The organism is Alkalilacustris brevis, from assembly GCF_003350345.1.
In the GTDB taxonomy this organism is placed as follows: Bacteria; Pseudomonadota; Alphaproteobacteria; order Rhodobacterales; family Rhodobacteraceae; genus Alkalilacustris; species Alkalilacustris brevis.
On sequence record NZ_QNVJ01000009.1, the window covers coordinates 83555 to 102778 of the forward strand.

Genomic DNA, 19224 nt, shown 5'->3' on the forward strand with positions numbered 1-19224 from the left:
CGGCTCTGACCTCATCAATCTGAATCCATTGGCAAGATTCCCACCCCAATCGCGGCGGGTGGTGTCCCGCAATCGTCGATTGGTGGTGGCTGGGAAATCAGTCCTTGTCCCGTAATATAAGAATTTCCCACATATTTGTTGACAGCCTAGGTTGCTCCGCTAGGCTGCACCCGTTCGACGCGCGCTGGGCGCCGCCCCGCCGGACACGGGAGTTCGCAAACTGGAGGATACATTTGTGAGTGCAGCGGACCGACTTCTTGACGACCTGGTCGTGGCCAACCGGATTTTGGCTTCCGAAGGAATCTGTGACGCATTCGGGCATGTTAGCGTGCGCCACCCTGATCGCCCGGACCGATACCTGCTGTCTCGTGCGCTGTCGCCCGAGCTGATCGTCCGCGACGACATCATGGAGTTTGAACTTGACGGCACCCCGGTCGGGGGAGACGGGCGCAAGCCGTATCTTGAACGCTTCATCCATGGCAGCATCTACGAAAAGCGCCCCGACGTTCACTCCGTCATTCACAGTCACAGCCGCAGTGTGGTTCCCTTTTCGATCACGGAGCAGCCCCTGCGGCCAGTGGTCCACAGTTGTGCCACCATCGGCCATGACGTGCCGGTCTGGGACGCGCAGGATAGTTTCGGCGACACCAATCTCCTGATCTCGAGCATGGAGATGGGGCGTGACTTCGCAAATGTTCTTGCCGAGGGGCGCAGCGCCTTGATGCGGGGGCATGGCTCCACGGTGATCGGTCGCAGTCTTCGAGAGGCCGTCTATACAGCCGTCTATCTAGAAGTGAACGCGCTACTCCAGTTGCAGGCGAATTCGCTCGGTCCGATCAAGTTTCTGTCGAAAGGCGAAGTCGACAAGATCCAGTCACGGCTTGCGGATTCCCTGCCGGGCGAAGGGTATGATCGCTCGTGGGAGTACTGGAGCCGCCGGGCAGGGATAGATCCCTCCAACCCGAAAGCGACACTTCAGGAGCGGTGATTTGGGAAGCGATGCTCGGGTATCGGCGGCCAATGGCATGGTGGAGGTGCCGGAAAGTCCGGACACTGGCCAGGCGGGCATCGTCCGGCACGCGGTTGCACAGGGGCTTCTGGATGTCGGGCAGCCATCTTTCGCGGCCAATCCGGATGCGGGCTTTCCCGGGCGGTGGGGCAGTCTGACCGGATACCTGGGAAACGTGCGCCCCTCCAAAGCCGGCCGCGCGGCCAAGCCCGCCTCGGGCCGTCCAATGTGAGGTAACGCACCTGTGCCATGGCTGGCGCCGCTTTCAGACCGGATCAGCCGCGCCGCCGACAACAGTTTGATTCACGGTCGGTGGTCTTGTGCCGCGACCAAAAAGCAGCAGTAACGGGAGGAAAAAATGCTTGCAGCAATCCAGAACCGCGTCAGGGGAAGGCAGAGATGCCTGATCGCGGCAACAATCGTCGCAGCTGGCGCCGCAACATCGCTTGCGGCCACGTCGGCCCTGGCGGATGGGGTCGAGGAATTCTACAGCGGCAAGACGATTACGATCTATGTCGGTTTCGGACCCGGCGGCGGTTATGATCTCTATGGCCGGCTGGCAGCCGATTTTCTTGGCGATCACATCCCGGGTAATCCCAACGTGATCGTCGAAAACATGCCCGGTGCAGGCGGCCGGATGGCCGCGCAGTATCTGTATTCTGTAGCGCCCCAGGACGGAACTGCCCTGAGTGTCATCGTTCAGTCGGTCGCAATGGATAGCGCGTTGGGAACGATTCCCGGTGACGTGGACGCATCGCAGTTCTCGGGCATTGGGCGGCTGACGGCCAACTACGAGCTGGGTCTGGCCTGGCACGAAGCCCCTGCAAAGACGTTCGAAGACGCCAAGAACGTCGACGTTCCGTTCGCTTCGACCGGGGCCGGTTCGGCGTCGCATTTCGTCCCGCGAATGCTCAACGACATCGAGGGAACACGGTTCCAGGTGATTGCGGGTTACGAGGGAACGGCAGCGGCGAGCATCGCGCTTGAACAGGGCGAGGTCGATGCGATGATGATCGGTATTGCCGGTCTTCGCGCTTCGCGCCCCTCCTGGATCGAGAACAACCTGTTTAACGTCCTCTGGCAGCTTTCCAACACACCGCACCCGGATTTCGCGGATGTGCCGGCAGTGGGGCAGCTGGGCGAGACCGAGGAAGAAAAGCAGATGTTGCGCCTGGTTGCCGGCGCTGCAGATGTGGGTCGGTCGCTGGTTGCGCCGCCCAACGTCCCGGAAGAGCGCATCGAAGCCCTGCGTCGCGCGTTCGATGCGATGGTCGCGGATCCTGAGTTCATCGCCACGGCGACAGAACGGAACCAGGAACTGGATACCATCTCCGGCGAAGAACTTCAGGCGGTGATCGAAGGCCAGATGAATGTGTCCGGTGATGCGGTCGAAAGGGTCCGGTCCTATGTGACCGCGGACTGACACCACGCGTAACGCTGCACGGCGTCCCTGCGGGCCGCCGTGCAGGCCCGGCAGGAGAAGGTTGCGACCCCAGTAGAGATTGCTCGGGGCAATGGCGAAACGTGTCCGGAGGAAGGGGCACGGCAACCGTCCCGCGCCCTGGTCATTTGCAAACGAGCTCGCTCGGCAAGCGAGGTCCGAACGGCCGGACGGTGCTGAATCAACCACCATGGGAGGAGACCCGAAAATGCAACAGAAGATACTGAAAGGCGCGACACTTGCTGCCGTGTTTGGCCTTGGCTGGAGCGCCGCCCCGGCACAGGCCGATGAGGCCGTCGCCGAGTTCTACAGCGGCAAATCGATCGAGATGATCATCGGATATTCTGCCGGCGGCGGGTATGACCAGTACGCGCGGCTGGTTGCGCGTCATCTCCCAAAACACCTTCCCGGGAATCCCGACATCATTCCGCGCAACATGCCCGGCGCGTCAAGCCGTCTTGCAGCCGAGTACGTCTATAACGTGGCGCCGCAGGATGGCACGGTTCTGGCCACCGCGGATCAGTCGCTTTCAGTGGCGCAGGCGATGGGTGACGCGAGCCTGACGCTGGACGCGAGCCAGTTCGGCTATGTCGGAAGCCCGGTGATGCAGAACAACGTGCTGATCACCTGGCATACCTCGGGTATCGAAACCGTCGAGGATGCCAAGGCCAATCCGGCTCCTATCGGCGCAACCGGCGGGTCGACGTCATCGCAGTACCCAACGCTGATGAACGAACTTATCGGCACGCAGTTCGACATCATTACCGGCTATCCCGGCGGGAATGACATCAACTTTGCCATGGAAGCCGGCGAAGTCGATGGCCGCGGCAGCGTGAACTGGGCTTCGCTGGTGCCGCTGGGGTGGTACGAGGAGGGGCTGATCAATGTGCTTGTCCAGATCGGCCTACAGCGTGAGCCCGACCTGCCCGACGTTCCGTTGCTGATGGAGCTTGCAGAATCTGACGAGGATGAACGGCTGCTGCGGCTTATCTCCTCGCCGACAACTGTCGGCAGGCCTGTCTTCACGACCCCGAACGTTCCCCCCGAGCGTCTCGAAGCCCTGCGGGCCGCCTTTGACGCTATGGTCGAAGACCCGGAGTTTCTGGAAGCGGCGGCTAACGAAGGGCTTGCCATCCAGCCGGTTTCGGGTGCCGAACTCCAGCAGATCGTCGATGACATCATCGCGACACCGCCCGCGATCGCGGCGCGCCTGGGCGAACTCATCGGGGTCGCCGACTGACGACGGCTTCCAAGGACCAGAAAGCAAAAAACCAATCGGGCGCCGCGGCTTGCGTGGCGCCCCAACCAGACAGAACGGAGAAGCCAGGATGTGCGCCACAAAGAATCCGCCCGTTGACGAGCTTGGGGCCTACGCGCAACACATTGCCGCCGCGACCCGAATGCTTGTGATGGAGGAAATCCTCGACTACAGCGGCCACGTCGCGGCACGCCTGCCGGGTGGCGACACTTTCATGGTCCAGAATGCAACGGATTCGCGCGCAGAGCTTGACCCCGATCGCCTGCTGGTGATCGACCTTGATGGAAAGGTCGTGCGCGGCGACACACAGCCCCCCCTCGAAACGGTGCTGCATAGTGAAATCTTCCGCGCCCGGCCAGATGTTCAGGCGGTGCTGCACTGCCATCTGGAACTCGCGATCGCTTTCACCCTGATGAAAGACGTCGAACTCAAGCCGATGCGCGCGCGCGCGGTGCGCTGGAAGAGCGGCGTCCCGACCCACCCCGATCCCAGACTCATTCGCCGGCATGAACAGGGTGTCGCGCTCGCCGAGACACTGGGGCCGCATAATGCCGCGCTGATACGCTCGCATGGCATGGTTCTTGTCGCGGAATCGGTGCCTGCCCTGTTCATCGACGCGCTGCACTTCAAGGCAAATGCCCGGGCACTGATGACAGTGTTGCAGGCCGGAAAGGAACCCGTGCCGATGAACGAAGAGGAAATCGCGATGATCGACAGTCCGCGTGAATTTCACGTGGCGAAGCTGTGGAATTTCTACATACGCAAGGGAAAGTCTGCGGGTATCATCCCCGAAGACTGGAGCACCGGCATCTGAGCGACCCGGCCGGAAAGAGCGGCACACCTGCCCTTGACAGAGGCCATGACCTGAAAACGGGGACGGAACGGAATGGACGCAAGCATACTTGGCGCAGCTGGCGAGGCGTTCTCGCTTCTCCTGGACCCGTTTCGCCTGATGATGCTCGGGGCGGGCGTGCTGATGGGGTTGTTCCTGGGCCTTGTGCCGGGTATCGGCGGGCTCGCGGGGATGGCGCTCCTGTTGCCGTTCACGTTCACCATGGACCCGTACACGGCGTTCGCGATGCTGCTCGGCATGGCCGCTGTCGTGGGCACGAGCGACACCATCCCTGCCGTCATGTTCGGTGTGCCCGGAACCGCCGGGGCGCAAGCAACCATCATGGACGGCAACCCGATGGCCAAGCGGGGCGAGGCGGGCCGGGCCCTGAGCGCGGCCTTCACCGCATCGCTCATCGGTGGGCTGGTCGGGGCGCTGATCCTGGCGCTTACGATCCCCATCCTGCGGCCATTGATGCTGCATATCGGTTCGCCCGAGTTGCTGGCTTTCTCGGTTCTGGGCATCACGATGGTTGCGGTCCTGTCGGGAAGCGCCCCGATGCGGGGCATCGTGGCCGCGGGCCTTGGCGTCATGCTGTCCATGATCGGGGCAGACCCGCAGACCGGAACCCTGCGCTGGACGATGGGAACCTTCTATCTGTGGGATGGCTTGCCGATCGTGCCGATGGTGCTCGGGCTTTTCGCCCTTCCCGAACTTGCCGACCTGGCTATCCGGCGCCGCTCCATCGCCGGCGACAGCAATATCGACACGCGTTCGGGAATGTGGACCGGCTTCAAGGATGTCATCGCCAACAAGTGGCTGACCGTGCGCTGCGGCGCCCTCGGTGCCGGGCTGGGCGCCATTCCCGGTATGGGCTCGGCAGTGGTTGACTGGATCGCCTATGGCCATGCCCTGCAATCGGTCAAGGGTGCCGGCAAGACCTTCGGGAAAGGCGACGTGCGTGGGGTGATCGCTCCGGAATCGGCCAACAATTCCATTACCGCCGGCGCATTGGTACCAACGATCGCCTTCGGGGTGCCCGGTTCCGCGGCGATGGCAATCCTGCTCAGTGTGTTTCTGATCCACGGGCTCGTTCCGGGGCCGGAGATGCTCAACGACAATCTCAGCGTGACCTACACGATGGTCTGGTCGATCGCGATTGCCAACATCCTGGGCGCGGGCATCTGCTTTCTGTTCAGCGGGCAACTCGCCAAGATTGCGATCCTGCGATACACGCTGATCCTGCCTGCAGTGCTGACCTTCGTCTATATCGGCGCCTTTCAGGCATCGCGCAACTGGGGCGATCTCTATGCGCTTCTGGCCTTTGGCGTCCTGGGTTGGACGATGAAGCAACTGCGCTGGCCGCGTCCCCCGCTCATACTTGGCTTCGTGCTGGGGGCGCTGATCGAGCGATATCTCTTCATCTCGGTTACGCGTTACGGCCTGGACTGGCTGGCGCGCCCCATGGTGATGATCCTGCTGTTTGCCGGGTTCCTCGTGCTTGCCGGTCCAGTGCTGCGCCACCTTCGCGACCACGGATGGTTCCACGGGATTGCGCGAAAGATCGGGATGCCCCGCTTCAGGGCCCGCGATCTGTTCTATGTCCTGGTCTTCGGTCTCATCGCGTACATGATGAGCATTGCGGCGGGCTGGTCTTGGGGGGCCCGTGTCGGGCCGCTGACGGTGGGGTGGGTTACGTTGACCGTTTGCGCCCTCAGCTTTGCCAACCAGACCTTGACGCGTGGATTCTCTGAGACACAAAGCAAGGACGGGGAACTGCCGGCCGAACTGCACATGGACACGACCACCGATTACAGCGACTTGCCGCTTGGTGTCGTGCTGCAGCGGGCGCTTGCCTTCATAGGCTATCTTTTCGGCTTCATGGCGTCGATGGCAGTGATCGGCTTGATCCCGACGGTTCCGTTGTTCATCGCCGTCTTCATGTGGTTCGAGGGGCGGGAAAACTGGAAGCTGATTCTCGGGCAGGCGCTCGTGCTCACCGTTGCGGTCTATGTCGTGTTCGACCGGCTTCTGGGCATCCCCTGGCCACGGACCCTTCTGGGACAATGGTTTCCGCACTTGTCGTTCCTGCCGTCGGTCTGAACGGCGCTGCCGGACAGCTCGGACGGTCGCGCCCCCGTCTTGCAAACGCCAAGCGGCCTGACTGAATCCGACAGACGGCAACTCGTCCTAATGCGTGCGGCGTTTGACTGGATTTGGCCAGAGGACATACGGCCCGGGCGGGATGAAGCCGATCAAGCGCAACATGCCTTGGCACCTACCAATCGGGATCATCATTTGATTTCTGACTTCCCTTCAGTGGTCGTGTCTCAGTGTGCAATCAGATGACGGCTCCGGGCCGGGGCAGGGTATGGCACGATCGGGTGCACTTGCGTCCATTGCAGCCTCAACGCCCTGCATATGGCCGCCGAAGCGACCGGGGCAGAAGTGAACGTCAGCGCAGCGCCGGATCCGGCATCGGAGGAGAGGCCGCACCGATGGCCGGAAGATCAATCGCGGGGCAGTGTTGTCGCCCGTCCGACTCGGACAGAGGCGAACCGTCGGACGCCCGCCCGCCCGTCAAAACTCTACAGTGTTGTCTTTATAGGATTTTTGGCTCCGGCGGTAGGATTCGAACCTACGACCAATTGATTAACAGTCAACTGCTCTACCACTGAGCTACGCCGGAACACGGGGCTGCAATAGCAAGGCTTTTCCGGGGCGTCCAGACCATTTGCGCAGAAATCTTCGGCCTGCGCGGCGATTGCCCGCCTCAGGCGGGCGGGGTGCGGAAGCGGGTGTCGGGGCCGGGCGGGCCCAGCGGTTGGGCCAGGCCGCGCGCTGTCAGGTCGAGCAGATGCGCCAGCACGTTGCGTCGGGCCGCGCGCAGCAGCTTCGGCGAAACATCGCGGTAGATCCCGGCGGCGATCTCGCCGATGCCGCGTGGCTCGGGGCCGAGGGCGGCGAGGATCTGTGCCTCGCGGCTGCGGCGGTGCGCGGCCAGCTCCGCGATACGCGCGGCCGGGGCGTCGATCGGGTCGCCATGCGCCGAAAACATCCGCCGGGCGCCCAGCCTGGCCAGCTTTTCCAGCGAGCGCATGTAGGCGCCCATGTCGCCATCGGGCGGCGAGACCAGCGACGAGGCCCAGCCCATCACGTGATCGCCGGTAAACACCAGGTCACCCCATTGAAAACACATGTGGTTGCCCATATGGCCCGGCGTCCAGCGGGCGCGCAGCTGCCAGGTCTCGGCGGCGACCGTTTCGCCATCGGCCAGGCAGCGGTCGGGGCGGAAATCTGCGTCCACTCCTTCGCCGCCGCCGATTTCGCCCGCGCGCGCCAGGGCCTCCATCGCCGGGCTGCGGCCCGCATCGGCCGCCCCGAAGGCCAGCACCGGCGCGCCCCAGCGTGCGCCCAGCACGTCCGCCAGCGGTGAATGATCGCGATGCGCATGGGTGACGAAGATCTGCGCGATGCGCTCGCCCGGCGCCAGCGCGGCCTCCAGCGCGGCGAGGTGTTCGGGCAGGTCGGGGCCGGGGTCGATCAGCGCCACCGCGCCATGCCCCAGAATGTAGCTGTTGGTGCCGTGCAGCGTCATGGGCGAGGGGTTGGGCGCCAGCACCATGCGCAGCCCCGCTGCGGGCCGCTGCACTTGCCCCGGCTCAGGCGCGATCATTGTCGAGCGACTCGTAAAGCGCGAAATCCTCGGCCGCGAAGCGCCGCAGCGCGGCTTCGGTCTCGGGGGAAATCTCGAGGCTGCCGGAGGGCGAGACATTCAGCTTGGGCAGCGTGATTTCGCATCCCAGCCGGTCTTCGAGGAAATGGATGAGCACGCCGATATTCTCGTAGCGAAACAGCCGGTCCACCGCCAGCCCGTCGGGGCCGTTCAGAAACCGCGCCTGCGCGCCGACATCGGCATGCGGCGGGCGGGGGCTGGCCATGTAGTCGCGCACAAACTGGTCGAAGCTGAGCTTTGCTGTGCTGTTGGGCTGATCGAGGATCTCCTCGCGCCGGCGGTAGCGATACCAGCTTCCCAGCCAGTCCAGCGGCTCGCGCATCATTGCGACCACTGTGAAATCGTCCCCCCCCGAAGCCGCCTTCAGGTAAGGCCCGATGAAGCGGCGGAATCGGTAAGCCGGCGTGTGCTTGAGCACTGGCGGGCGTTGCACGACCATGCTGGCCAGAGGCTCCAGCGCGGCCTCGATGGCGGTCGATCCGGTCTTGGGGGTGGCCAGAATGGCGAGTCGGTGCTCCCAGAAAACAAGCATTATCGCGGGAAATCCTTTTTCGTTCTTCAGCTTGGAGCCGTAAACTAAACCTTAACCATTCCGGGAAAAAGCTGAATTTCTGAAAAATGCAGTTGAAATGTTCTCGTTTTGATCGCATAAGGCATGGAACAAGGCGCGAACAAACCCACGATTGCTGCCCGTCGCCGAACATGGAATAAGGGATCGAACTCATGGCAATGGCGAACCTTCTCGACATGACCGACAAGCGGACACAGGAACGGCAAAAGGCGCTCGATTCGGCGCTGGCTCAGATCGAACGGCAGTTCGGCAAGGGCTCCATCATGAAGCTCGGCGGCGACAACCCGATCAAGGATATCGAGTCGACCTCGACCGGCTCGCTGGGGCTCGACATCGCGCTTGGCATCGGCGGGCTGCCCAAGGGCCGCGTCATCGAGATCTACGGCCCCGAATCCTCGGGCAAGACGACGCTGACACTGCATGTGGTTGCTGAAGAACAGAAAAAAGGCGGCGTCTGCGCCTTTGTCGATGCCGAACACGCGCTCGATCCGCAATATGCGCGCAAGCTGGGCGTGGACCTCGACGAATTGCTGATCAGCCAGCCCGACACCGGCGAGCAGGCGCTCGAGATCGTCGATACGCTGGTGCGTTCGGGCGCGGTCAGCCTTGTGGTGGTCGACTCGGTGGCAGCGCTGACGCCGAAATCCGAGCTTGAGGGCGACATGGGTGATTCCAGCGTCGGCGTGCATGCCCGGCTGATGAGCCAGGCGATGCGCAAGCTCACCTCGTCGATCTCGCGGTCGAACTGCATGGTGATCTTCATCAACCAGATCCGCATGAAGATCGGCGTGATGTTCGGCAGCCCCGAGACGACGACGGGCGGCAACGCGCTGAAATTCTACTCCTCGGTCCGGCTCGATATCCGTCGCATCGGGTCGATCAAGGACCGTGACGAGGTGGTGGGCAACGCCACGCGCGTGAAAGTGGTCAAGAACAAGGTGGCGCCGCCGTTCAAACAGGTTGAGTTCGACATCATGTATGGCGAGGGCATCTCCAAGCGGGGCGAGCTGATTGATCTGGGTGTCAAGGCCGGCGTGGTCGAGAAATCGGGCGCCTGGTATTCCTATGGCGACGAACGCATCGGCCAGGGCCGCGAGAACGCCAAGACTTTCCTCAAGGATAACCCGCAGGTCGCGCTTGCGATCGAAGACAAGATTCGCGCCGCGCATGGCCTCGATTTCGCCATGCACGAGGGGGATGACGGCGACGACGTGGTGGAAGGCTGAGCCACGCCACGCCACGACACGCCGCGAACCGCGCGCGCGGTCGCGGATATCTGCGCAAGGCTGATCACATGGCGCGGGCCTGACAGGGTGTTGCACCCGCCTTGGCGGGCCGCGTCGAACAGCCGGGCAGGGCGGTCGCGGCCTTGACGCTGTGGACAGGACTGCGACGCGCGGCTAAAGGGGGGCAAAGCCCGTTAATGGTGCCCTCCGAGCCGAAGGACCGTGATGCCCAGCCTCAACGATATCCGCAGCACCTTTCTGGATTATTTCGCCCGCAACGATCACCAGGTCGTCGAGTCCTCGCCGCTTGTGCCGCGCAACGATCCGACGCTGATGTTTGTCAATTCGGGCATGGTGCAGTTCAAGAATGTCTTCACCGGGGTGGAGCATCGCGATTACAAGCGCGCCGTGACCAGCCAGAAATGCGTGCGCGCCGGCGGCAAGCATAATGATCTCGACAATGTCGGCTACACCGCGCGGCATCACACCTTCTTCGAGATGCTGGGTAACTTCAGCTTCGGCGATTATTTCAAGGAGGCCGCAATTCCTTTCGCCTGGGAGTTGCTGACCCGCGAATACGGCATTTCGAAAGACCGGCTGCTTGTCACCGTCTATCACACCGATGACGAGGCCGCCGCGATCTGGAAAAAGGTGGCCGGGCTGCCCGATGACCGGATCATCCGCATCCCCACCAATGACAATTTCTGGATGATGGGCCCGACCGGCCCCTGCGGCCCCTGCACTGAGATATTCTACGATCACGGCGACCACATCCCCGGCGGCCCGCCGGGCAGCCCCGATGAGGATGGCGACCGTTTCATCGAAATCTGGAACCTCGTCTTCATGCAGTTCGAGCAGTTCGAGGACGGCGCGCGCAAGGATCTGGCAGCGCAATCCATCGACACCGGGATGGGGCTGGAACGGATCGGCGCGCTCTTGCAGGGCAAGCACGACAATTATGACACCGACCTGATGCGCGCGCTCATCGAGGCCTCGGCCAATGCCACCAGCGCCGATCCGGACGGCCCCGGCCGCATCCATCACCGGGTGATCGCCGATCACCTGCGTTCCACCGCGTTCCTGATCGCCGATGGGGTGATGCCATCGAATGAGGGGCGCGGCTATGTGCTGCGCCGGATCATGCGGCGTGCGATGCGCCATGCGCACCAGCTGGGCGCCGACGAGCCGCTGATGTATCGCCTGGTACATGCGCTGGTGCGCAAGATGGGCGGGCATTACCCCGAGCTGGTCCGCGCCGAGGCGCTGGTGACGGAAACCCTGAAGCTGGAAGAAACCCGCTTCCGCCAGACGCTTGATCGCGGGCTGCGACTGCTCGATGACGAACTCGCGCGCCTGCCCGACGGTGCGACCCTGCCCGGCGATGCCGCTTTCCGGCTATACGATACCTATGGCTTCCCGCTCGACCTGACCCAAGACGCCCTGCGCGAGAAGGGCCGCGCAGTGGATGTGGCCGGGTTCGAGGCCGCCATGGCCGAACAGAAGGCCAAGGCCCGCGCCGCCTGGGCCGGTTCGGGCGAAACGAAAGAGGCCGCGATCTGGTTCGACCTGGCCGAGAAACACGGTGCGACCGAGTTTCTGGGCTATGACACTGACAGCGCCGAGGGGCAGGTGCTGGCACTGGTGCGTGACGGTGCCGCGATCAAGCGCGCCGAGGCGGGCGAGAGCGTGCAGATCATCGTCAACCAGACGCCCTTTTATGGCGAGGCCGGCGGCCAGGTGGGCGATACCGGCACCATCCGCACCGAACACGGGCAGGCGCGCGTCACCGACACGCTGCGCGCGCAGGGGCTGTTCATCCATGTCGCGGAAGTGACCGAGGGGCATATCACCCTCGGCGCGGCGGCCGAACTGGCGGTTGACCGTGACAGGCGCGCGCGCATCAAGGCCAACCACTCGGCCACGCACCTGCTGCACGAGGCGCTGCGGCAGGCCCTGGGTGATCACGTCGCGCAACGTGGCAGCCTGAACGCGCCGGACCGGCTGCGCTTCGATTTCAGCCACGGCGCGCCGCTGAGCGCGGCCGAGCGCGCCGCCGTGCAGCAGGAGGTCAACGCCTATATCCGCCAGAACGCGCCGGTCGTGACCCGGATCATGACCCCGGATGACGCCCGTGGCGTTGGCGCGCAGGCGCTTTTTGGCGAGAAATACGGCGACGAGGTGCGCGTGGTGTCGATGGGCCGCGCGCCCGGCTCGGGCAAGGGGCTGGACAAGGCGACCTACTCGATAGAGCTGTGCGGCGGCACCCATGTCAGGCGCACAGGCGAGATCGGCGCCATGGTAATCGTGGCCGATCAGGCCTCGTCGGCCGGGGTGCGGCGGATCGAGGCGCTGACCGGCCAGGCCGCCATCGACTGGCTGGAGGCGCAGGCCGAACAGTTGCACGGCCTGATGGGGCAGTTGAAATCGCCCACCTTCGAGGACGCGCAGAAGAAGCTGTCCGCACTGCAGGCCGAGAACCGCGCGCTGCAAAACGAACTGGCGCAGCTTCGGCGCGAACTGGCCATGGGCGGCGGCGGTGCGGCCAGCGGCCCCGAGTCGCGCGATCTTGGCGGCGTGAAGTTCCTCGCGCAGGTGCTCAAGGGCGTGACGGGCAAGGAACTTCCCGGCCTGATTGACGAGGCCAAGGCGCGGCTGGGCAGCGGCGCGGTGCTGCTGGTGGCCGATGCGGGCGGCAAGGCTGCCGTGGCCGCAGGCGTCACCGCGGATCTGACCGAACGGCTTTCGGCGGTGGACATGGTGCGCGCCGCGGCGGCGGAACTGGGCGGCAAGGGCGGCGGCGGACGGCCCGACATGGCGCAGGCCGGGGGCTCGGACCCGTCGCGCGCCGATGCGGCCATTGCCGCAGTAGAGAAACTGATTGGAGGGTAAGCCGATGGGTGCGTTCTGGATTGCACATGTCGACGTGACGGATGAAGAGGCCTATGGCCGTTACGCCGCCATCGCCACCGAGGCCATCGCCGCCCATGGCGGGCGGTTTCTGGCGCGCGGCGGGCGCTACCGGCAGATGGAGGGGCGCGACCGCCCGCGCAATGTGGTGGCGCATTTCCCCAGCTTCGAGGCGGCCGTGGAATGCTATGAATCGCCGCGCTACCAGGAGGCGCTGAGCCATGCGCGCGGTGCCTCGGAACGCGATCTGGTGATCGTCGAGGAGAACGTGCCCGGCTGAGGCCCGGCGGGCCCCCACCGCCTGCACGATGATCGGAGCCGCTGTGCTTGCAGCAGGCGGCGGATGCCTTCGGCGAGGATATTTTTCCCAAGAAGAAGGCGCGGTTTCGCGCAATTTCCCCGGTGCGGGCGCGCGCCCGACGGGTCCCGGGGCCGGGCACGAGCGGCCTTCGCAAACCCCGCGTGCTTTGTGCCAAGGGGGCAATGGGGCGGGCGCAGGCCGTGCCGCCGGCCCGCTTCCCGCTGGTGTCACGCCTCCGTCTGTTTGCCGCGCAGGAGCGACTGCACCACATAGACCAGCACCGCCAGCCCCACCGCGCCCAGTGCCGCGACCCCCAGCAACACGATCCAGTCGATCGGGCCGCCCATATCGCCAAGGCGCGAATTCGTGATCCACAGGACGAACCAGACCGCCGCGATGGCACCGAATGGCATGGACAATTGCGCAATCAGATACTTGCGAAACGACAGCGCGCGGTCGCGCACCAGCACATAGACCCAGGTCGCCGTGATCACCACGGCTAGCGCCACAAGCCCCCAGAACAGCCAGCGTCCGAACATTTCCTCGAACACGGCGATCAGGGTGCTGAGTGTCATCTCTTCCATGGTTGTTCCCTCCTCAGGCGCGGCCGCGCAGCATGGCGTTATAGGTGGCCTTGAGCGCGACTTCCTTCATCAGCCATGAGATCCACAGCTCTTCGAGCGGAGCGATCACGCCGGGGAAGGACGGCACCAGGTTGTCGTTGTAGTCGAACTCGATCAGCATCGCGCGGCCGACCCGGGTGATCAGCGGGCAGGAGGTGTAGCCGTCGAAGCGGCGGGTGCCCTCGCGCCCGGCCAGTTCCGAGACCAGGTGATCCTCGACCACCGGCAGGTGCCACTTGACGCTTGCGGCGGTCTTGCCCTTGGGCACGCCGTTGATGTCGCCGATGCCGAAGACATTGGGATAGCGCGCGTGGCGCAGGGTGTGCATGTCGACCTCGATCCAGCCCTGATCGGTCCAGCGGTCGGCCCAGCTGAGGCCCGAGTCGCGCACCACCTGGGGCGCCCGCTGCGGCGGGATCACGTTGATGAAGTCGTAGCCCAACTCGACCGGCCCGCCGGGCGTGTCATAGGTGGCGATCTTGCGCTCGGCGTCGAGCGCGCGCAGCACATGCGAATAGCGCACGTCGATGCCGCGATCGTCAAACAGCATGCGCACTTTCTCGTTGACGATGGGCACCCCGAAGAGCGAGCCCGCATGTGCCGCATAGATGATCTGGCAATCGCCCCGCGTGCCCTTGCTGCGCGCCCGGTCATCGGTGAGGAACGCGTATTTCAGGGGGGCGCCTGCGCATTTCATCTCTGTCGCGGGGCGGCCGATATGGGCGACGCCGCCGCGATCGGTGTAGCGATCCATCTCGCGCCAGGTGGCGGCTGCGGCCTCGGGGCTGGCGTAATGGGCGCCGATGCCGTCCTGCCCGACCATGTCGAGCGAGAACCCCTCGATCGCGTCCCAGTCAAGCGTGAGCCCGGTGGCGACGATCAGGTAATCATAGTCGAGCCGCGTGCCGCCGGTGGTGGTGACGCGCTGGGCTTCAGGGTCGATCTCGGCGGCGTATTCGGCGATCCACTCGATCGAACGGGGCAACCATTCGCCGGTGCTGCTTGCCGAATAGGAGGCCGGGCGCAGCCCCGACGCGATCAGGGTGAAGCCGGGCTGATACCAGTGCTGCTGGCGACCGTCCACGATGGTGATGCGCGCGCCCTCGATGCGCGCCGCCAGCCGGTTGGCGATGGCCGCGCCACCAGCCCCCGCACCCAGGATCACGATGCGGGCCGAGCTGCGCACGGTTTGCGCCGGCGCGGGCGCGGTCAGTGCCGCAGTGGCAAGCCCCCCGGCGGCCAGCCCCAGAAACCCCCGACGCGAAGTGGCGAGGTCGCGAAGTTCGTTCATGTGAGTGCTCCTCTATATATATTTTGAATATTGCATATGTAATCGTCTGCAATCCTTGATGCAAATCAATATTGGTGCAGGCAGGGCACCTCATTGCCGCCGGGGGCAGCGCCTGGCCACCAGGATGGCCCCTGCGAGCGGGCGCGCGAATTTGATCTTTGTCAAGGCAGCGATCCTGAAAGTCTGCAAATCTGATACCTGTTTTGGCAAACAGGAGGCTCTCATGCGATTGACGCAACGTACCAATCTGGCGCTGCGGGCGCTGATGTTCTGCGCCGTCAATGATGGCCGGATCGTGCGCAAGCAGGATGTCGCAGAGCGCTGCAATGTCTCGGAAAACCACCTGGCGCAGGTTATAAACGGGCTGGCGCGCACGGGCTTCATAACCACCTTGCGTGGTCGCCATGGCGGTTTTCGGCTGTCGCGCCCGATGGAGCAGATCAATATCGGTCATGTCGCGCGCGAGTTCGAGGGCGGCGTGCCGCTGGCGGAGTGTTTCGCGGCCGGACGCAACGAGTGCCCGCTTGCCTCGGCCTGCCGTCTGCGCGATGCGCTGGCCCGTGCGGTCGCGGCGTTTTATGCCACGCTCGATGAACTCACCCTTGCGGATATGGTGGAGTGCAACGAGGGGCTGGAGCAGATCCTCGCCCTGCCGGAGGCCCTTCCGCGCTGCAATCGCGCGCTTGCGGCGGCCGGGTAGGGCTGCAGCAATTCGGCTTTCGGTCGAAACGTCGGGTTTGTGTAACCTGTTGTTTCAAGGCGATCCCGCCTGACTGGCAATTTCTCTAGCGGGTCAGGAGCAGGCGGTCGCGCTCGATCTCGATCCGGGCAAATCGCTGAAGATAGCTCATGCCCAGCAGCGACAGGCCCAGTTCGCCCTCGTTGACCCAGGCGGTGACGTTGCGATCGACGATGCCGCCCAGCGACACGCGGTCAAGCGTGACTCGCGCGGTGCGCACCACGCCATTGGCCGTCTGTGCCCGCCCGGTGTAGGAGAGCGTGTCGGGGTCAAGGCCGATCCGCCGTGCATCGTCATGCGAGATCACCATGTCGGTGGCCCCGGTATCGACGACAAAGCGCACCGGTTCGCCCTCGATTTCAAGGGTGATGTAATAGTGCCCGTCAGGCGCGCGCGGCACCTCGACCCGGCCTTCGCTGACATTGACCGCCTGGCTGGGCATGACGCTGTGGCGGATATCGCCCCACAGCCCGTAGGCCGCGATGGCCCCCAGAAAGATCAACCCCCACAGCAGCGCCTGGCGCAACACCACACCCAGCCGGTCGCGGTTGGCGATCAGCATGTAGGTCAGCAGCACCGCCCCAAGCAGCGCAAGATAGCCAAGCCGGCCAATATCGTCGGTGGTCATGTCGTCATCCGCTCCAGCCAACATACCTAGACCGCCAGACGCCCGCTGTCAGCGCCCTCAAAGGCCGAAAAGCCCGATTGCCCGCATCCCGTCGATCACAAACTGGACAGAAAGCGCCGCCAGCAGCATCCCCAGAAGCCGCGTGACCACCAGTGTGCCGATCCGGCCCAGCCCGCGCTCGATCAGCCCGGCGGCCAGAAACAACGAGAAAACCACCATCAGCACCACGAGCATCATCAGATGCACGGTCAGCACGCCCAGCCAGTCGCCCCGCGTCTGCCCGACCAGCAGGATCATCGAGGCCATCGCGCCGGGGCCGGCAATCAGCGGCATCGCCAGCGGAAAGACCGAAGGGTCATCCTGCGGATGCGCGTGCTGTTCTTCGTCAGCGCGGCTTTCGCGGCGGCGCGAGCGCCGGTCGAACAGCATGTCGAGCGCGGTCAGGAACAGCAATATGCCGCCGGCGATCTGAAAGGCGGGCATCGAGATGCCGATGAAGCCCAGCAGCACCTCGCCCGCCAGTCCGAACACCAGCAATAGCCCCGCCGCCACGAGACAGGCGCGCAACGCCACTGCGCGGCGCGCCTGCGGCGCCATGCCCTGGGTCAGCGCCACGAAAACCGGCGTCAGCCCGATCGGGTCGACAATGACGAAAAGCGTCACGAATGCCGTGACGACAAAGGCCGGATCCATCACCTCGCCCCCTCACACGTGGCCGCTGCCGCGGGCCCTTGGCTTATCCGCCCGCCTCTTCCAGCCGGGTCTGGGCAGTGAGCCACAGCGCTTCGGCGCGGTCGATCCCCTCCATGACTTCGGCGTATTTCTTTTGCCATGTCGCGGCCTGATGCGCCATATCGGGCGCGTAGAGTTCGGGGTCGGCCAGCTTGCCGGCCAGCTTGTCGCGCATCCCGTTCAGTTTTTCGAGCCGGGCCTCGCATTTGCGCACCTCGGCGCGCAGTTCGAGAATTTTCTCGCGCGGGGCACGCGTGGCGGCGGCGGCGCCGGTGCGGGGGGATGGCGGCTGCGCACCCGCCTTCTGCGCCGGCTTCTTTGCGCCATTGGCGGCCCCGTTGCCATCGCCCGCCAGCAGCATCTTGCGATAGGCATCGAGGTCGCCATCGTAAGGCGCGACGCGGCCACCCTGCACCAGCCAGAGCCTGTCAACCACCAGGCTGAGCAGGTGCATGTCATGGCTGACGATGATCACCGCGCCGGCATAGGCATTGAGCGCCTCGACCAGCGCCTCGCGGCTTTCAATGTCCAGGTGGTTGGTCGGTTCGTCCAGGATCAGAAGCTGCGGCGCGTCGATGGTCGCCAGAAGCAGCGACAGCCGCGCCTTCTGCCCGCCCGAAAGCCGCTCGACGGGGGTTTCCGCCTGGGCCTCGAACAGGCCAAAACCGGCAAGCCGGGCGCGCAGTCGCGCGGGGGCCTCGCTAGGGCGCAGGCGGCGGACATGGGCAAGCGGCGTGTCGCCTGGCTCAAGCTCTTCGATCTGGTGCTGGGCGAAATAGCCCACCCGCAGTTTCGACGCGCGGGTGATCTGCCCCGCGCAGGGCGTGAGCCGGCCCGAGAGCAGCTTGGCAAGGGTCGATTTGCCCTCGCCATTGCGACCCAAGAGCGCGATGCGGTCGTCCTGGTCGATACGCAGGTCAAGCTTGTGCAGCACCGGCGGGCCGTCATAGCCCACGGCCACATCCTCCAGCGCCAGGATGGGGGGCGAAAGCTCCTCGGGCGAGGGAAAGCTGAACGCCTGTTTCGCGGCTTCCTCCGGCGCGGTGATCGGGGTCATGCGTTCAAGCATCTTGATGCGCGACTGGGCCTGGCGGGCCTTGTTGGCCTGGGCGCGGAAGCGATCCACGAATTTCTGCATATGGGCGCGCCGCGCTTCCTGCTTGCGGGCCTCGGCGGCCTGCACGGCGCGCTGTTCGGCACGCATCCGCACGAAGGTGTCGTAAGGCCCCTGGTAGAGGGTGAGCTTGCGGTCCTCCAGATGCAGTATCGCGCCCACCGCCCGGTTCAGCAGGCCCCGGTCGTGGCTGATGATGATCACCGTGTGCGGGTAGCGCTGCAGATAACTTTCCAGCCAGAGCGCGCCTTCGAGGTCGAGATAGTTCGTCGGCTCATCCAGAAGCAGCAGGTCGGGCCGGGCAAACAGCACGCCCGCCAGTGCCACGCGCATCCGCCAGCCGCCCGAGAAATCCGAACACGGCCTGCGCTGGGCGGCATCGTCAAAGCCCAGCCCCTTGAGGATCGCGCTGGCGCGGGCTTCGGCTGACCAGGCATCGATATCGGCCAGCCGCGTCTGCACTTCGGCGATGCGCGCCGGGTCTGTGGTGCGCTCGGCCTCGGCCATCAGGGCGGCGCGCTCCTCGTCGGCGGCCAGCACGGTGTCGAGCAAGCTGGTGGCGGATGATGGCACCTCCTGCGCGACGCCGCCGATGCGCGCGCGCGGCGGCAGGGTGATTTCGCCGCCTTCCAGTGCCAACTCGCCCCGGATCAGGCGGAAAAGCGTGGTCTTGCCGGTGCCGTTGCGCCCCACCAGCCCGATCTTGTGGCCGTCGGGCACCATGGCGGAGGCCCCCTCGAACAGCGGGCGCCCTTCGACCGAATAGGAGATGTCGGAAATTTTCAGCATGCCTTCCCCTGCCTCATCGTTGCGGCA

16 protein-coding genes and 1 tRNA gene are annotated in these 19224 nt (G+C 64.8%); 9 read left to right on the plus strand and 8 right to left on the minus strand.

What is annotated here, in order from left to right; all coding sequences use genetic code 11:
* Positions 1–235 precede the first annotated feature (235 nt).
* The 5 genes from DQ229_RS01230 to DQ229_RS01255 all read left to right on the plus strand — a co-directional run bounded on the left by DQ229_RS01230 (position 236) and on the right by DQ229_RS01255 (position 6643).
* Entirely contained in the window at positions 236–988 is a 753-nt protein-coding gene (locus DQ229_RS01230; RefSeq protein ID WP_114964450.1) for a class II aldolase/adducin family protein, read from the plus strand.
* A 379-nt stretch (positions 989–1367) separates the two neighbouring features.
* Positions 1368–2432: a Bug family tripartite tricarboxylate transporter substrate binding protein gene (locus tag DQ229_RS01240; RefSeq protein WP_114964452.1), complete on the plus strand. Its 1065-nt coding sequence runs from the start codon at positions 1368–1370 to the stop codon at positions 2430–2432.
* Between the two features lie 226 nt (positions 2433–2658).
* Positions 2659–3690, plus strand: a complete 1032-nt coding sequence (locus DQ229_RS01245) for a Bug family tripartite tricarboxylate transporter substrate binding protein (protein WP_162300714.1) — start codon at positions 2659–2661, stop codon at positions 3688–3690.
* A gap of 88 nt (positions 3691–3778) precedes the next feature.
* Entirely contained in the window at positions 3779–4522 is a 744-nt protein-coding gene (locus DQ229_RS01250; RefSeq protein WP_274378814.1) for a class II aldolase/adducin family protein, read from the plus strand.
* Between the two features lie 72 nt (positions 4523–4594).
* Positions 4595–6643, plus strand: coding sequence for a tripartite tricarboxylate transporter permease (locus tag DQ229_RS01255; protein WP_114964455.1), 2049 nt, complete (start codon positions 4595–4597; stop codon positions 6641–6643).
* A 511-nt stretch (positions 6644–7154) separates the two neighbouring features.
* On the opposite strand, the gene DQ229_RS01260 is transcribed toward DQ229_RS01255, so the two are convergent.
* The 3 genes from DQ229_RS01260 to DQ229_RS01270 form a co-directional block, all read right to left on the minus strand.
* Positions 7155–7229: transfer RNA gene (locus DQ229_RS01260), tRNA-Asn, on the minus strand.
* Positions 7230–7313: 84 nt separating this feature from the next.
* A complete protein-coding gene (locus DQ229_RS01265; RefSeq protein WP_114964456.1) occupies positions 7314–8216 on the minus strand; it encodes an MBL fold metallo-hydrolase in 903 nt (300 codons plus the stop codon).
* Complete coding sequence (locus DQ229_RS01270) at positions 8203–8808, minus strand: hypothetical protein (protein WP_114964457.1); 606 nt, start codon at positions 8806–8808, stop codon at positions 8203–8205. The genes DQ229_RS01265 and DQ229_RS01270 overlap by 14 nt, the downstream gene beginning before the upstream one ends.
* A gap of 191 nt (positions 8809–8999) precedes the next feature.
* Here DQ229_RS01270 and recA point away from each other — a divergent pair, with 191 nt between their 5' ends.
* From recA to DQ229_RS01285, 3 genes are all read left to right on the plus strand, one after another.
* A complete protein-coding gene (recA, locus tag DQ229_RS01275) occupies positions 9000–10073 on the plus strand; it encodes a recombinase RecA (RefSeq protein ID WP_114964458.1) in 1074 nt (357 codons plus the stop codon).
* Between the two features lie 225 nt (positions 10074–10298).
* Positions 10299–12962 (plus strand): alanine--tRNA ligase, encoded by a 2664-nt coding sequence (alaS, locus tag DQ229_RS01280; protein WP_114964459.1) that lies wholly within the window; start codon positions 10299–10301, stop codon positions 12960–12962.
* 4 nt (positions 12963–12966) lie between these two features.
* The gene (locus tag DQ229_RS01285) at positions 12967–13260 is read left to right on the plus strand and encodes a DUF1330 domain-containing protein (protein WP_114964460.1); all 294 of its coding nucleotides are present in this window, start codon (positions 12967–12969) and stop codon (positions 13258–13260) included.
* 248 nt (positions 13261–13508) lie between these two features.
* On the opposite strand, the gene DQ229_RS01290 is transcribed toward DQ229_RS01285, so the two are convergent.
* The gene (locus tag DQ229_RS01290; RefSeq protein WP_114964461.1) at positions 13509–13865 is read right to left on the minus strand and encodes a DUF5368 domain-containing protein; all 357 of its coding nucleotides are present in this window, start codon (positions 13863–13865) and stop codon (positions 13509–13511) included.
* A gap of 13 nt (positions 13866–13878) precedes the next feature.
* Positions 13879–15195: an NAD(P)/FAD-dependent oxidoreductase gene (locus DQ229_RS01295; RefSeq protein WP_114964462.1), complete on the minus strand. Its 1317-nt coding sequence runs from the start codon at positions 15193–15195 to the stop codon at positions 13879–13881.
* Between the two features lie 223 nt (positions 15196–15418).
* Here DQ229_RS01295 and DQ229_RS01300 point away from each other — a divergent pair, with 223 nt between their 5' ends.
* Positions 15419–15895, plus strand: coding sequence for an RrF2 family transcriptional regulator (locus DQ229_RS01300; RefSeq protein WP_114964485.1), 477 nt, complete (start codon positions 15419–15421; stop codon positions 15893–15895).
* A gap of 85 nt (positions 15896–15980) precedes the next feature.
* Here the strand turns inward: DQ229_RS01300 and DQ229_RS01305 are convergent, their stop codons facing one another.
* The 3 genes from DQ229_RS01305 to DQ229_RS01315 are packed head-to-tail and all read right to left on the minus strand — an operon-like array spanning position 15981 to position 19197.
* On the minus strand, positions 15981–16562 hold the full coding sequence (locus DQ229_RS01305; RefSeq protein ID WP_114964486.1) for a retropepsin-like aspartic protease family protein: 582 nt from the start codon (positions 16560–16562) through the stop codon (positions 15981–15983).
* Between the two features lie 57 nt (positions 16563–16619).
* A complete protein-coding gene (locus DQ229_RS01310; RefSeq protein ID WP_114964463.1) occupies positions 16620–17255 on the minus strand; it encodes a MarC family protein in 636 nt (211 codons plus the stop codon).
* Positions 17256–17298: 43 nt separating this feature from the next.
* A complete protein-coding gene (locus tag DQ229_RS01315) occupies positions 17299–19197 on the minus strand; it encodes an ABC-F family ATP-binding cassette domain-containing protein (RefSeq protein WP_114964464.1) in 1899 nt (632 codons plus the stop codon).
* Positions 19198–19224 lie beyond the last annotated feature (27 nt).